The organism is Citrobacter sp. R56 (assembly GCF_016811995.1).
Taxonomy (GTDB): Bacteria; Pseudomonadota; Gammaproteobacteria; order Enterobacterales; family Enterobacteriaceae; genus Citrobacter_D; species Citrobacter_D enshiensis.
Map to the genome: position 1 here is coordinate 2,884,767 of NZ_CP069159.1, position 15,188 is coordinate 2,899,954.

A 15,188-nucleotide genomic window follows, 5' to 3' on the forward strand; every position below is an offset into this window, starting at 1 on the left:
CTCATCAATAGTTCCGTAAATTATTATTGACAGAATTCATTGACGGCAGTGGCAGGTGTCATAAAAAAACCAATGAGGGTAATAAATAATGATGAAGCGCAACATTCTGGCAGTGGTTATCCCTGCACTGCTGGCAGCAGGTACCGCAAACGCAGCAGAAATCTACAACAAAGATGCCAATAAGCTGGACCTGTACGGTAAAGCAGTAGGTTTACGTTATTTTTCTAAAGACAACGGCAAAAACAGTTACGGCGGCAACGGCGACGAAACTTATGCCCGTCTTGGTTTCAAAGGGGAAACACAGATCAACTCCGATCTGACCGGTTACGGTCAGTGGGAATATAACTTTGCCGGTAACAACTCCGAAGGCGGTAGCGACGCTCAAGACGGTAACAAAACCCGTCTGGCTTTCGCGGGTCTGAAATACGGCGACTATGGTTCTTTCGACTACGGTCGTAACTACGGTGTTGTTTACGATGCACTGGGCTACACCGATATGCTGCCAGAGTTTGGTGGTGATACCGCCGCATCTGACATGTTCTTCGCTCAGCGTAACGGCGGTCTGGCGACTTACCGTAACGCCAACTTCTTCGGTCTGGTTGACGGTCTGAACTTCGCTGTACAGTACCTGGGTAAAAACGAGCGTGACAGCGATGTTCGTCGTTCTAACGGTGATGGTGTTGGTGGTTCAATCAGCTATGAGTACGAAGGTTTCGGTATCGTCGGTGCCTACGGCGCGGCTGACCGTACCAACGATCAGGAAGCGCTGACTTACGCTAACGGTGGAGCGAAAGCTGAACAGTGGGCAGCTGGCGTGAAATATGATGCGAACAGCATCTACCTGGCGGCTAACTACAGCGAAACACATAACGCAACCCGTATTTCTAACGGCCTCAATGGCCTGAATGGTTACGCTAACAAAACTGAAGACGTCCTGCTGGTTGCTCAGTATCAGTTCGACTTCGGTCTGCGTCCGTCCATCGCTTATACCAAATCTAAAGGTAAAGATATCGAAGGCATCGGCGATGTTGATCTCGTGAACTACTTCGAAGTGGGCGCAACCTACTACTTCAACAAAAACATGTCCACCTACGTCGACTACATCATCAACCAGATCGATTCTGACAACGAACTGGGTATTGGCTCAGACGACACCGTAGCTGTCGGTATCGTTTACCAGTTCTAATAGCAGACCTCTTTGTTAAATGCCTAAAAAACAGGACTTCGGTCCTGTTTTTTTATGTCTGCCAGCAAATTCTCGTGTCTTCTAAAAACAATCAGGCTTTTTGTCACTAACAGTTGGCATTTTGTAAATCTACCGTTAACCTGATTACGGATTTCCCTTCTGTAACTACAATGGAACCTCGTCATGTTTGAGAACATTACCGCCGCCCCTGCCGACCCCATTCTGGGTCTGGCCGATCTGTTTCGTGCCGATGACCGTCCTGGGAAAATTAACCTGGGTATCGGTGTCTATAAAGATGAGACTGGCAAAACGCCGGTGCTAACCAGCGTTAAAAAAGCCGAGCAATATTTACTCGAAAATGAAACGACGAAAAACTACCTCGGCATTGACGGTATTCCGGAGTTTGGCCATTGCACTCAGGAACTGTTATTTGGCAAAGGTAACGCCCTGATCAACGACAAACGGGCTCGCACTGCGCAAACCCCGGGTGGTACAGGCGCTCTGCGTGTTGCTGCTGATTTCCTGGCAAAAAATACCGCAGCCAAACGCGTATGGGTGAGCAACCCGAGCTGGCCGAACCATAAGAGCGTCTTTAATTCCGCCGGTCTGGAAGTGCGTGAATACGCGTATTACGACGCTGAAAACCATTGTCTGGACTTTGACGCGCTGCTGAGCAGTCTGAGCGACGCTCAGGCGGGCGATGTCGTTCTGTTCCACGGCTGCTGCCACAACCCAACCGGGATTGATCCTACGCTTGAACAATGGCAAACGCTGGCTCAGCTTTCCGTTGAGAAAGGATGGCTGCCGTTGTTTGACTTCGCCTATCAGGGCTTTGCCCGTGGTCTGGAAGAAGATGCGGAAGGTCTGCGCGCTTTCGCCGGGCTGCATAAAGAACTGATCGTCGCGAGTTCTTACTCCAAAAACTTTGGCCTGTATAACGAACGCGTCGGTGCCTGCACGCTGGTAGCGGCGGATGCTGAAACCGTTGACCGTGCTTTCAGCCAGATGAAGTCTGTTATTCGCGCGAACTACTCCAACCCGCCGGCGCACGGTGCATCGGTGGTAGCGACCATTCTGAGCAACGACGCTCTGCGTGCTATCTGGGAACAAGAACTGACCGATATGCGCCAACGTATTCAGCGTATGCGTCTGTTGTTTGTGAATACCCTGCAAGAGAAAGGCGCGAACCGCGACTTCAGCTTCATCATCAAACAAAACGGCATGTTCTCGTTCAGCGGTCTGACCAAAGAACAAGTACTGCGCCTGCGTGAAGAGTTTGGTGTCTACGCTGTAGCTTCTGGTCGCGTTAACGTGGCAGGCATGACGCCAGATAACATGGCGCCGCTGTGCGAAGCCATTGTTGCCGTGCTGTAAAACAGACTGAAAAAAAAACAAAGCCCGCTATTGCGGGCTTTTTTATGCGGTTACCAGACAGGCATTTCGTCCTGCAGGAACGGATTATGCAACCGTTCGTTGCCCAGCGTGGAAAGCGGACCATGCCCGGGGATAAACGTCACATCGTCGCCCAATGGCAACAGTTTACGTTTAATCGAATCGATCAGCTGATTGTGATCCCCACGCGGGAAATCACTGCGCCCAACGCCGCCTTTGAAAATCACATCACCAGCAATCAGTAACTGCGATTGTTCATCAAAGAAGACCACGTGCCCTGGCGTGTGTCCCGGACAATGCAACACCTGTAAAGTCACATTCCCTACGCTCACACGATCGCCTTCATTCAACCAACGGTCAGGCGTCAGTGGCTGACACTCTCCGAGGCCAAACATGCGACTTTGCGCCGGTAAACCCTGCAGCCAGAACTCATCTTCTTTTTCCGGGCCGATCACAGGCACGCCATAATGCTCAGCCAGTTCACCCGCCGCTCCAACATGATCAAGGTGACCATGCGTGAGAAGAATCTGCGTGAGCGTAACGCCACTGGCCTCCACTTCGCGTTTGATCTTCTCTGCATCGCCGCCGGGATCGACCAGCGCGGCCAGACGGGTTTGCTCACACCAGATTAATGAACAATTCTGGGCGAATGCGGTGACCGGAATAATACGATAGTTCATACTGCTCCTGTTTCGTTAAGCCTGTGGATCACCAGTGCCGTGCCGGACCGGTGTCAATATGCACAAAGTTACTGCGTGGGTAGTATCCTACACCACCTGCGCGCATAGATAACGCAGCTTTGCGAATATTACTCAATGAAACGCCTTCAATATGGAAATCCATTGCCTGCCCTTTCGTGTGATAGCTTTTTTTCGCTACACCACGGCTGCGCGCGCGTAATTCGTTATTGGTATCAGCCGAACGATACCCCGAAATGAGCTGTACGGGATTACGGGTTCCTAAGAGCCCCTGAAGGCGAAAGAGCTGGTCAAACAATCCTGGGTCGATGGACTTCACTTTATTCGCGCGAAAATCACGGAAAAAATGATTAAGTTTTGCTAATTCATCCTGAATATAGGCTCTGCCATCGAAAAACTCCGCTTTTATCGACTCTCCGGTATGGAGATTATTGAGTGTCAGAATGCGCGGACGAGGGGTAGAGAGGGTTGCAAACGCAGGCGTGGGCAAGATGGCTGCACCGAGGGCAACACCACCTAACGCCAGCAATTTGCGGCGATTAGCGTTGAATTTGTCCATGATAATCAGGTCTACAAGTAAATGTTATCGTTAATATGCACTTCTGGCGCACGAAGGGCACCTTAACTGGCAAAAAAGCCGACGTCAAGATAACCCATCCCCAGCAACGACGGGGCCTGCAGCCAGGCGGCCCCGTTGCGGCTAAGTATTACGACAACAGATTAAGTAGAACGTCTTCATTTACCTGATTAATTGTTCTGCTTTCGACATGATCTGTGCACTGGATCGCGCCGTCTGATCATAATTGTAAATATCTGTACGATACTGGGTGTGCCCATCAGCACCGACGAACGCCGTCAGGTAATAGAGGTTAACCGGAATATTTTGGCGAATGTTGACATACCGTGTATCACCTTGCTTCAGAGCATCGGAGATACGGGTATCATTCCAGCCCGCATCCTGCAGCAGCATATTCGCCAACTCCGACGCTTTATTCACACGTACACACCCAGAACTGAGCGCTCGTGTGTCCTTCTGGAACAACGTGTGGTTTGGCGTATCGTGCAGATAAATCGCTTCAGAACTGGGCATATTGAATTTATAGCGCCCTAATGAGTTGCGCGCGCCCGGTGCCTGCTGGAAGCGGAACGGGAGATTTGACGCGGTAATCGTTCCCCAGTCGACCTGCCAGGGGTCGATCGCCTGTTTGCTGTTCCAGCCACGCATCACGGTATAACCGTGACGCTCCAGATAACCGGGGTCGTTCCACAGTTTCGGCAGGATGTCTTTCCGCGCCAGCGTCGGCGGGACATTCCACGGCGGGTTAACGACCACGTTATTCAATGCGCTGCTCATCATCGGCGTTTTGCGATCGGGACGGCCAACAATAACGCGCGACGCCAATACCTGGTTGCCGTTCTGGTAATACACCAGTGAATAGGCCGGAATATTCACCATAATACCGGTGGATAATTCACCCGGCAGTAGCCGCAGACGCTGAATATTCAGCGCCAGGACACCCGCACGTTGCGCGGCGGTCACGTTTAACCAGTCGCGGGTTGCCGGACCCACGGAGCCATCCGCCCCCAGCCCCTGCCACACCTGAAAACGTTTAACGGCCTCGACCAGTTCACGATCGTAAACGCCGCGAACGGCGGGAGCCGATTTGCGTTTTGAGTTTGTTTGCCGCGCTGCCGGTTTCGCGTCAACGGCAACAGCAGAAGGACTGACCACCGCACTGGCTGGCGTTTCATCGCCAGGCAAAGCGATGTTTGGTCCCCCTTCCAGCATACCTGTCCGCTGTAAAATCTCCCGCAGCGCAGGAACGTCATTACTCCATTGGCCGGGTCGCAGCGTCGCGGTGCTGCTCAACTGCGGCCACGGGCGGGAATCCGCCACCAGCTTTAGCAAATCGCTATGCATCTCCGCGTACTGAGGGTGCTGAGGCGCCAGACTCGTCACAAACGGGGCGAGCTGGCCATTTTCCAACGCGACCTGCCACTGGTTAATGACCGAAATGGGCGGTGTCGTCAGCGCATAGGGTTTATCGCTATACAGCCAACGCGTACCTTTCACCGGAATGTTGGCGATAAAATGGAGATACCCCATCATCGCGTCGGAAAGGACAGTATCCCGTGCAAGTCCCGTCACCGAAGGATCGGTCAGCAACGCAACCCAGGTGGTAAACTGTGGCTGAAATCCTGCAATCGCGACTTCAGCCAACTGCTGTTGAAACGCTTTTACCGCCTCGCGGTTCTCCCACATCGGTTTCATCTCTCGCGCCGCGTACAGAAGCTCGAGCTGATTCATATAGACCGGTGTATACCCGGACGGTAATTGCGATTGTATTTCGGCGCGGGCTTTATCTGCCGCGCCTTCTGGAAGAGGTTGAATCCCGGCCATCATCGCAGTGACGGGCGATTGGGCTTGCGGCTGCGACAACGCGGTAGGCTGTTCGCTGAGCGCGGCGGAACTGTCACCTGGAATCATTTCAGGCTCGTCGGCCTGCACACTAAACAGTGGAGCAAATATTACGACCAGGCATAAACTGATTGCCGAGAGCCGACGACCACATATTTTATTAAGCAACATCCCTTGCCCCCTGTTTTCTTAATCATACTTTACATTGCAAGACCGTCTGCTTAACGCCAATACACACGGAAGTATGACGAGCAAGCCTGCTTACTCGTCAGGCTTACCTTCAGTATATAAACATCAAAAAGTTTTTGCCTGACCTAATGTAAAGAAGTTTAAAGATATTTCACCCAACATTGCTGTTTTCTGAAAAGGAAAAGGCGGCCTTTCAGCCGCCCTTTTCATCTAGCTTGCCTGCGATGAGGCATCTTCGGTCCCTGGAAGAGGCTCAGGTAATTGCGGGGCAAAACCACGCAACCCAACCACATGAACGTGTTCCGTATTATGGAAGACCTTACGCACCAGTTTGTAAGTGGTGCCTTTCTCCGGGCTGATGTTTTCTGGCGCCGCGATGATAAGTTGCATCTGCAAACGTTCGCACAGTTCGAACAGGGTTGCGATGGAACGCGCATCCAGTCGGGCCGCTTCATCAAGGAACAACAGACGGCATGGAGAGATGTCTTTTCCGCGCAGTCTGCGTCCTTCATCTTCCCAGCTTTGTACTACCATCACCAGAATGGACATCCCGGTACCGATCGCTTCACCGGTAGACAAGGCGCCGGATTCTGCTCGCAACCAACCGTCAGACCCACGGTTAACTTCGACTTCCATTTCCAGGTAGTTACGGTAATCCAGGAGCTCCTCGCCAATCGTCTGCGGCGTACGCTGCCCCATATCGATCTGCGGATTCAGACGCTGATACAGCTTCGCCAGCGCTTCGGAGAAGGTCAGGCGGTTGCTGTTAAACAGATCCTGATGCTGTTCATGTTGCTCAGAAAGGACATCCAGCAACGTGGCATGGGTTTCGCGGACATTGACGTTCAGACGCACGCTGTTGACCTGACCGAAGGAAACGCTCTGCAATCCCTGGTTCAACATGCGAATACGGTTCTGCTCACGCTGGATAGTCTTGCGAATAATATTCGCCACGCTGCGTGAACTGATCGCCAGCTTCTGTTCGCGGGAGGTCAACTCTTCCGTCAGACGGCTCAGTTCGATCTCCATTTGTTCAATGGCTTCAACCGGATCGTCAGTACGGATAATATCCTGGCGAATACGTTCGCGCAGGTGTTGATAGACCGCCACGAAGAACTGAATTTTACGCTCAGGACGTTTCGGATCTTCAGACATCCGCAGAACATCGCGAAGATGTTCGTTATCCGCCACGGCCAGACGCAGCGCACCGAGCGCCTTATCCGACATGGAACGGAGTTCATCCGCCGACAGATAGGCCAGTTCGCGACGGTGAAGGCGACGCTCAACGCCGTTGTCTTTCACCATCCGCATGACGGCACACCATCCTGCTTTCGCGGTCACGACCTGCTCACGCATTTCATGATAATCACGCTCAAGCTTGCGCAGTTTGCGGGTCAGGTTGTCCATTTCCGCTTCGCAGAAGGTCAACGCTTTTTCCAGTTGGTTACGACGGGCGCGGTTATTGCTCAACTGCGCATGCAGCTCATCACGACGAATGCGGGCACGCTCTTCCGCGCCGCTGTCAGCACGAACGCCGATATCCTGCAATTCGCGCTGCAAATCGTTAAGCAGCTCTTTTTTGGTGTCGTACGAACTTTTCAACGACGCCATAACCTGATTGTACTGACTCAACTGCGCAGCGTGTCCACGCAATGCTTCGCGAGCACGGGTTCGTTCAGCTTCAGCATGCTCCAGACGTTCACGCAGTTTCTCGTTCAGATCGCTGTTGCCGCTGAGCATTTCCGCCGAGTCGGAGTAGCTAAAGTGGGCACGACGCTGCACTACTTCGCTCAGCGCAAAGGCCTGCTGACGCGCATCACGCTGCACCTGCTGAGAATACGCATAGTCTTCTTTCAACTGCTCAAACTGTTCCGGATCGCTTTGCAGAACAGAAACGATAGGTTCCAGTTTAGCCAGCTGGTTACCATGCTGCTGCACAAAACGCGCGGCTTCCTGAGCCTCATCCAGGCGCTCCTGAATTTCATCAACGCGATCTGCCAGCATTTCATCACTCAGCAGATTCAGGCGTGGCAACAAGCGGTTCAGGGCGGAAACGCCCTCTTTAGCCTGTTCAAACTGGACACGTTGCTGCTGATTCTCATTTTCATGATTGGTCAGCGCGCGTTCCAGTTCAACACGGCGACCATTCAGCTGGCGAATTTCCGCTTCCGGGTCGGCATCAAAGGCAACACTTAAGTGGCTGCCGATAAAACGGCTGAACGCCTGGTGCAGACGCTGGGTTTTCTGTACATCGAAAGAGAGCGTCGCGAACCGTTCGGAAAGCCCTTCACGCTCGGCGTGCAGGTTTTCAATACGGTTTTCACGCGCCGCGCGCCCGAAGATCGGGACTTCCGGGAAGCGGGAGTAGCGCCACTGGCGCTCGGCAGTCTTCACCACCACCGCTTTTTCCAGTTCGTCGACGCTGAAGACGCTGTCATCAAACGACTGCGGGTCACCTTCGATAAAATAGAGATCTTCAGGGCAATCCGTCAGCCCTTCCAGCTGTTCGCTGATGAGAGACAGATCCGGCACCACGATCGCATGGCGCGAAGGGCCATACAGCGCGGAGAAGTACGGCGCATCTTCAAGGCTGACGTCATCATAAATTTCGGACAACAGCACGCCGCCAAAACGTTCGGCCAGCGTATTCAGACGCTGATCTTCCGAGCCGCCCGGCTGGCTTAAGCGTTCAATCTCTTCATCTATCGCATTTTTACGCGCGCCCACTTCGTCGCGCTCAACAATCGCCTCACGTTCACGTTCGAGCAATTGTTGCAGATACTCGGTCACGTCCTGTCCGGAGGTAAACTCTTCGCCACTCTGCTCGCACAACTGATTCAGGCTATTTTGCGCCGCCAGCCAGACAGGGGCTCGCCGCATCAAATGCTGAATACGCGACTCAACCTGCTCCTGCTCCTGGCGCAGCGTCATTCGCTGTTCACGCGCATTCGACACGCTGTCAGAAAGGTCGGCGATGCGTGCTTCCAGTTCCTGATGCAGAGCTTCCAGTTCGTCGATATCGAAATGCTTACCCTGACGCTTACAAAACTCAGCCAACAGGCGTTCGGCTTCCTGTTGTTCACGCAGACGCTGTTCCAGTTCGTTCAAACGCATACGCAACGGCTGAACCTGTTCTGCCAGATGACGCTGGTTGACGCCGTCGCGCAGCAGTTCCCGTGCGACATCCCACGCTTCACCGCGCGCCAGCGGGCCATTGATCGCCGCCACCAGCTGATACGCCTGCTCAAACTGACTGTGCGCGGTTTGCGCCACACTCATTTTTTGTTCCAGCGAGAGCAGTTTTTCCGTCGCTTCCTGCTCTTTGGCCTGGAAGGTTTCCAGCCACTGCGCCGCACTGTCCGCCGTTAAATCCGGCAGATGGCAAATTTCTTTAGCCCGGGCAAGCGCCTGAATCGCCTGGTTGTATTGAATGGCGCGCGTTTGCTGTACATCCAACGCCTGCTGATAATCGGCGAGCTGATTTTTCAGCTCATCCACTTCCAGCTCTGCGGCTTCGGCACGAGCTTCATTCTCTTCCTGACGATCGACCGCTTCGGCGACCACTTCATTTTGTTCTTCAAGGCGGATCTGTAATTCATCCAGGTCAGCCTCGTAACGTTCAATTTTTTCTTGCTGACGCAGGGCCGTTTGCACCAGATTCAGGTGATCGCTCGCCGCCTGATAGTCGGCTTCCAGATCGCCCTCTGCACCGTTGTGCTCGCCCAGTTCACGCGCCATATCGACGTGCTTGTACTGCTCCGCCGCCAGTTGCTTACGGGAGGTGTGCAATTCACGGCGATACTCAAGGGCTTTATCCAGATGGACCCGCCGCTCGTTAGCATGACGCATGTAGTCAGCCGCCACATAGTTAGTGGCTTCGCTGATTAGATGCTTAAACAAGTCGCGGTCAGACTGGGTGACGCGAATCGCTTCCAGCGTCATACGGTTTTCACGCAGCGCAGCTTCCATATCCTGGAACGCTTTACGTACGCCGCTGTTTTCCGGCAGCAGGTAGTCGCGCAGCGAGCGCGTAATCGCGCTGGAGATACCGCCGTAAAGTGACGCTTCGATCAGTCGATAGAATTTACTGCGGTCTGACGCGGAGCGGAGACGGCGAGCAATAATGCCCAGATCGAACATCAACGAGTGATAGTCGGTGATGGAGTTGAACTGCTTAAACTGCACGCCTTCCATCTCGTCGAGCTTTTCTTTCAGCTCCGCAAGCGTCAGCACGCGAGCCTGGCGATCGTTGAGGGTTTCCGTGACCAGTTGCGTCGGTTGTACCGACATCGGCAGCCCCTGAATGGCGAACGGCTTGATGTCGACTTTACGGTCACGCCCGGCAACCTGCTGCAAACGTACGCCCACAACCACACGCTGATGGCGTGAGTTGAGGACATCCAGCATGGAGTAACAGACGCCTGCTTTCAGCTTACCGTGCAGACCTTTGTCTCGCGATCCGCTGGTCGCTCCCGCCTCGGTGGTATTACGGAAGTGCAGCAGGGTCAGGTCCGGGATAAGTGCCGTAACGAACGCCGCCATGGTGGTGGATTTCCCTGCCCCGTTCCCCCCGGATAACGTGGTGACCAGTTCATCGAGATCAAACGTTCGGGCGAAGAAACCGTTCCAGTTAATCAGCGTTAGTGAGCGAAATTTACCGCGTTCAATCATTACTCTTCCTCTCCACTGTCCGCCTGATTCTCTTCGGTCTCATCATTGAGCTGTAGATGGTTTTCGACAGGCATCGCTTCGCCATCACGAATTAAGCGGCGCTGCGCTTCACGAGGATCGTCGCCGCTACGGACATCCGCCCCAAAGCGAAAGACCGACTCGGTGATGCGGAATTTACTGCTGTCGTGGCCCATAAACCACACCATGCCCAGGCGACGCAGACGGTTTAACGATGAACGTACCTTTTCCTGCAGTTTCTGACGGTCAACGTCTGAACCGGTCGAGCGGTTGTTTACCAACTTCAACAGTTTGGCTTCGTCAGCCAGCGTCAGCAGTTCGTCGTACAACTCTTGCTGGGTAAAAATCCCTTCATTCGCCAGACGTTCCGGACTGAGATAGAGATAGCACAGGATTTTACCGACCATCATGTCCAGCTCAGACAACACGGAGCGCGGAATAATCGTTGTGGAACGCGGGCGAAGATAGAAGAAACCTTCCGGCGCGCGAATTAACTCAACGTTATAGCGGCTGTAAAACTCTTCCAGATATTCCTGAAAATCCATCAGAAAGGCATGGTTATCCAGTTCATCCAGACCAATATGTCTGCCCGAGCGTAGTGCGCTGTCCAGCGCCGGAAATAACGGGTTTGCCAGCGCCTGCGCCAGCTTAACCGGCATCACTTGTTCAATATTTGTCAATGACATGCGCCTGTACCTTGGCTCCGTAATCATTAATCGGCTGCCATTTCGGCGGCAGTCCGGTGAAATCTGCTTGCGCTACGCCAAGACGTACCGCTTGATCAATAACAATACGCGCGACGTCAAAATGACGCGCACGCGGGTATTGCGCCAGATACTCGCGCACCACCAGACCGAGATCCAGTGGTGCTTGTCTGGATTTGTAGATAGCCAGCTGTTCTTCGATGAGCGCCGCCAGCTGTTCCCGAATCTCGTTAAATTCTTCATATTCCAGATCCGGCGGCAGCTCCCCGGTTACCTCTTCGTCGCGCAGGACCATCTCTTCATCGCGCATGTCCAGCAGGCGGTCTGCATTGGCGTAAGTTAGCGCCCACGGATCGTCAAAATAGGTCTGCACGGACTGACGTAAACGTTGCGCAAAGACGCGGTTTTTATCCATATCAATCGCGGTACGGATAAATTTATGCACGTGCCGGTCATAGCCAATCCACAAGTCGATGGATTGCTGACCCCAGCTAATAATGCGATCCAGTTTGCTCTGGAGATCGAAGACCAGTCTGTCGACGAAATGTAGATCGTCGCGCGTCATGATCGCGTCCTGAATGTGCAACAGATTGGCTTGCAGCTTATCGCCCGCCGCTTCCAGCGTATCCTGAAGTTCACGCAACGTGCCGGAGGTTTCAGACAGCAACATTTCGCAGCTCGAAATCGCGGCGCGCCAGTCCTTGTTCAGTAACTGGGCAATGTCGTCTTTCACCTGCTGTTGCTGCTCGTCCATGATGCGCTGCGTCAGGTCGATACTGTCGAAGATTTCCGCCACGGAATATTTCAACGGCGCATAGACATTACGATGCCAGTGGAACTCATCGCCGCCTTCACTCGCCGCATCTGCGGCACGCTTCAATTCACCCGCCACAATGGACAGCTGCATTGAGAGACGCAGCGTGGAAAACTCACGCTGGCGAATATAGTAGTCGGTAATGCCGATCCCAAGCGGCGTCAGACGGTATATGGCATTCCCTTCCGCCTGCTCACTGGTAAAGCGGTTCAGCAGACGTTGACGAACCATATCGTTGATCGCGTTGTTGGCGCGCACGCCGATGGTTTCGCTGGTTTGCTCAAACGCATCACTGACATGGCGGAATGCATCCACCAGCTCCCCTTCGCTCATCTCACCGTCCAGACGCTCGCCGTTGAGCGTGGCCACCGCCAGCAGGAACGAAAGTCTGTCTACCGGCAGCGCGATGGAGAAGTCATTTTTTCTGGCCCAGGCAACCAGTTCGGGGACTGTCTGGGAAAATTCACTCATAAGTTATCCTTGCATCTGCGATTTGCGAGCGGTGACATGAATGTAACGGCCAAGGCTAATGTAAGGCTCCTGGCGACAGTAGCGCGTTTCTAATTCGACTAACATTTCATAACAGTCACGCTGTTGGTGCTTCTCACGCAGATAATCATGAAACACACGTACACCCGTTTTGCCGGTAATCTGCCAGCCAATCTCTTCCAGCCATTGGTAAACCTGCCCCGGTTCACGCGGATAGTCTGGCGAAAGCGTACGTTTTTTACGTTTTGGCATCCCGACTTGCACGTAGTCAAAGTTCCCTGCCACCATGTTGTGCATCAACAGGCCGTTAGCATTGTAGAACATTAATGACAGTACGCCGCCGGGACGTAACACAGACCAAAGCGTTTTTAACATGCTGACGGGGTCAGCGACCCACTCAAGCACAGCATGAAACAATATCAGATCAACCGGGCTTTCCAAATGCGAAGCAACATCCTGAGCGGCGCATTGTATAAAATGCATGTTTCCGCTTACGCCTTTCGCCTCTGCCGCCAGCTGCGCGCGCGCAATCATTTCGCCGGACAGATCGCATAGCGTGACCCGATGACCCCGTTCAGCCATTTTGATCGCGGTTTGCCCTTCACCACCGCCAGCATCCAGGATGTGCAGTTTTTGCTCACCCATTTCCGCCAGTACACGGTCAAGATCTTGCCACAAAATGGCCTGCCGCAGCTGCCCCTTGGTGGTTCCGTAAATGTTACGGGAAAACTTTTCTGCAATGTCATCAAAATTGCGATCCCGCATCGGGCTCTCCACAGGCGAACAAAGGGGTTCTCTGATAAAACCGCTATTTTGTCACAGCCACGCCGAGAATGAACCTGTCTGGTGTAATATCCCTGCAGATCCCCTGCTGTATGGTTAAAAAAGGAACCAAAAAGGATGCTTTTTACACTGAAGAAAGTGATTGGCGGTATGATGCTGCCGCTCCCGCTCATGCTCTTGATCATGGGGGTGGGACTGGCGCTGGTGTGGTTTAGTCGCTTTCAAAAAACCGGCAAGGTGTGTCTGAGCCTGGGTTGGCTCGCATTATTACTGTTAAGCCTGCAACCGGTTGCCGATCGCTTACTGAAACCGATCGAAGACCAGTATCCCACCTGGCAAAACACGCAAAAAGTCGAATATGTCGTGGTGCTGGGCGGCGGTTATACCTGGAATCCGCAGTGGGCGCCAAGTTCCAACTTGATCAGCAACAGCCTGCCGCGTCTCAACGAAGGGGTGCGGCTTTGGCTGGCCAATCCGGGGTCAAAACTGATTTTTACCGGCGCAAGAGCAAAAACGAATAATGTCAGTACGGCTGAAGCCGGAGCCAGAGTCGCGCAGTCACTCGGCGTGCCGCTAAGCGATATCATCACCCTGGACAGCCCCAAAGACACTGAAGAAGAAGCGGCGGCCGTTAAACAGGCCATCGGCGATGCGCCGTTCCTGCTGGTCACTTCCGCGTCGCATTTACCGCGCGCCATGATTTTCTTCCAGCAGGCGGGGCTTCATCCGCTCCCCGCCCCGGCAAATCAGCTGGCGATTGATTCGCCGCTCAATCCGTGGGAGCGCGCGATCCCTTCTCCCGTCTGGTTGATGCACAGCGATCGCGTCGGATATGAAACCTTAGGCCGTATCTGGCAGTGGCTTAAGGGGGCCTCAGGCGAGCCAGGGCAGGAGTGATTTGGCCGCAAGATCAAAGTTAGCGCGGTTAAAACGCCCTGTATTGACCAGTTGCGAAACTTCATCCCACAATACATAGAGCCAACGCCGCCAGATAAAGGATTCTGCGACTGGCGCGCGTTGCAGGTAATGCCAGAGCAACCCTTCCGCCAGTGCGTTGTCCATCAAGCGAAACAATTCGTACTCCCGTGGCGCCCACAGCATCACGCCAGGTCCTACCATTGCCAAAAGCTGATCGTTGCGGGCATCTTTAAGCATACTGCGCAAACTGAAATTGCCGTGAATCAGTACGCAATTGTCGTTAAATCCTTCAAACAACGCAGGCAGGCATTCCCGGGTACGGAATAGAATGCGCTTGTCATGCATCGTTAACCCCGTATTGTTGAACTGGTTTAACGTGCTCCATAACACTTCGACACGCTGGCGGTACCAGGAAGGCCAGATATTTTCCTGCGTATTATCCACCGCGCCCACACAGCCACGGCTATCCTGACGATGCCAGGAGAGCAAACCTTCAACAATCTGGTCTTTTAAATGTTCCCACCGTTCAGGCGTTCGCGCTGGCGCTTCAACGGGTACGCCACGCATCCTTTCCAGCAGTAAAATATCGGGGCCGGGATGCTCTTCATGGGTCATGACGCCGTATATGACCGGCATACGCACCGTGCCGCTACGCGCCAGCATGGTCGTTTTCCACGCCAACTGTTGCGCCATACCTGGCGTGGTGAAACTTCTCGCCATGAGCGGCATCGGTTTTCCCTGGCTGTCATACAGTGACCACAGCGCCGTATCTACCTTTTCATTCACGCACTCTATACGGCTGAGTTTTTCACCCAGTAAATGACTCAATTCGGCTCGCAGCTGTTCCATTTCAGATTGCCCTCATAAACGCTACTGCTTTCATAATGAGCGTCGTATGGACAGATGT

Annotated in this window: 11 protein-coding genes; 3 read left to right on the forward strand and 8 right to left on the reverse strand. The window is 53.5% G+C overall.

Annotation, left to right across the window (positions count from 1 at the left end):
- Window positions 1-88: 88 nt before the first annotated feature.
- Together ompF and aspC are read left to right on the forward strand one after the other, a co-directional pair.
- Window positions 89-1,186 (forward strand): porin OmpF, encoded by a 1,098-nt coding sequence (gene ompF / locus JM656_RS13730; protein ID WP_203358267.1) that lies wholly within the window; start codon window positions 89-91, stop codon window positions 1,184-1,186.
- Window positions 1,187-1,369: 183 nt separating this feature from the next.
- Window positions 1,370-2,560, forward strand: coding sequence for an aspartate transaminase (gene aspC / locus JM656_RS13735; protein WP_203358268.1), 1,191 nt, complete (start codon window positions 1,370-1,372; stop codon window positions 2,558-2,560).
- Between the two features lie 50 nt (window positions 2,561-2,610).
- Here the strand turns inward: aspC and JM656_RS13740 are convergent, their stop codons facing one another.
- From JM656_RS13740 to cmoM, 7 genes are all read right to left on the reverse strand, one after another.
- On the reverse strand, window positions 2,611-3,258 hold the full coding sequence (locus tag JM656_RS13740; RefSeq protein WP_203358269.1) for an MBL fold metallo-hydrolase: 648 nt from the start codon (window positions 3,256-3,258) through the stop codon (window positions 2,611-2,613).
- A 28-nt stretch (window positions 3,259-3,286) separates the two neighbouring features.
- Entirely contained in the window at window positions 3,287-3,835 is a 549-nt protein-coding gene (locus tag JM656_RS13745; RefSeq protein ID WP_203358270.1) for a YcbK family protein, read from the reverse strand.
- Between the two features lie 180 nt (window positions 3,836-4,015).
- Window positions 4,016-5,866, reverse strand: coding sequence for a L,D-transpeptidase (gene ldtD, locus JM656_RS13750; RefSeq protein ID WP_203358271.1), 1,851 nt, complete (start codon window positions 5,864-5,866; stop codon window positions 4,016-4,018).
- A gap of 228 nt (window positions 5,867-6,094) precedes the next feature.
- A complete protein-coding gene (mukB, locus tag JM656_RS13755; protein WP_203358272.1) occupies window positions 6,095-10,555 on the reverse strand; it encodes a chromosome partition protein MukB in 4,461 nt (1,486 codons plus the stop codon).
- Window positions 10,555-11,259 (reverse strand): chromosome partition protein MukE, encoded by a 705-nt coding sequence (mukE, locus tag JM656_RS13760; RefSeq protein WP_203358273.1) that lies wholly within the window; start codon window positions 11,257-11,259, stop codon window positions 10,555-10,557. The genes mukB and mukE overlap by 1 nt, the downstream gene beginning before the upstream one ends.
- A complete protein-coding gene (gene mukF, locus JM656_RS13765; protein ID WP_203358274.1) occupies window positions 11,240-12,562 on the reverse strand; it encodes a chromosome partition protein MukF in 1,323 nt (440 codons plus the stop codon). The genes mukE and mukF overlap by 20 nt, the downstream gene beginning before the upstream one ends.
- 3 nt (window positions 12,563-12,565) lie before the next feature.
- Window positions 12,566-13,345, reverse strand: coding sequence for a tRNA uridine 5-oxyacetic acid(34) methyltransferase CmoM (gene cmoM, locus JM656_RS13770; protein WP_203358275.1), 780 nt, complete (start codon window positions 13,343-13,345; stop codon window positions 12,566-12,568).
- A gap of 135 nt (window positions 13,346-13,480) precedes the next feature.
- Between cmoM and elyC the strand changes: the two genes are divergently transcribed.
- The gene (gene elyC, locus JM656_RS13775; RefSeq protein WP_203358276.1) at window positions 13,481-14,260 is read left to right on the forward strand and encodes an envelope biogenesis factor ElyC; all 780 of its coding nucleotides are present in this window, start codon (window positions 13,481-13,483) and stop codon (window positions 14,258-14,260) included.
- On the opposite strand, the gene JM656_RS13780 is transcribed toward elyC, so the two are convergent.
- Window positions 14,237-15,130 (reverse strand): YcbJ family phosphotransferase, encoded by an 894-nt coding sequence (locus JM656_RS13780; protein ID WP_203358277.1) that lies wholly within the window; start codon window positions 15,128-15,130, stop codon window positions 14,237-14,239. The two genes, elyC and JM656_RS13780, sit on opposite strands and share 24 nt — an antisense overlap.
- Window positions 15,131-15,188: the final 58 nt, after the last annotated feature.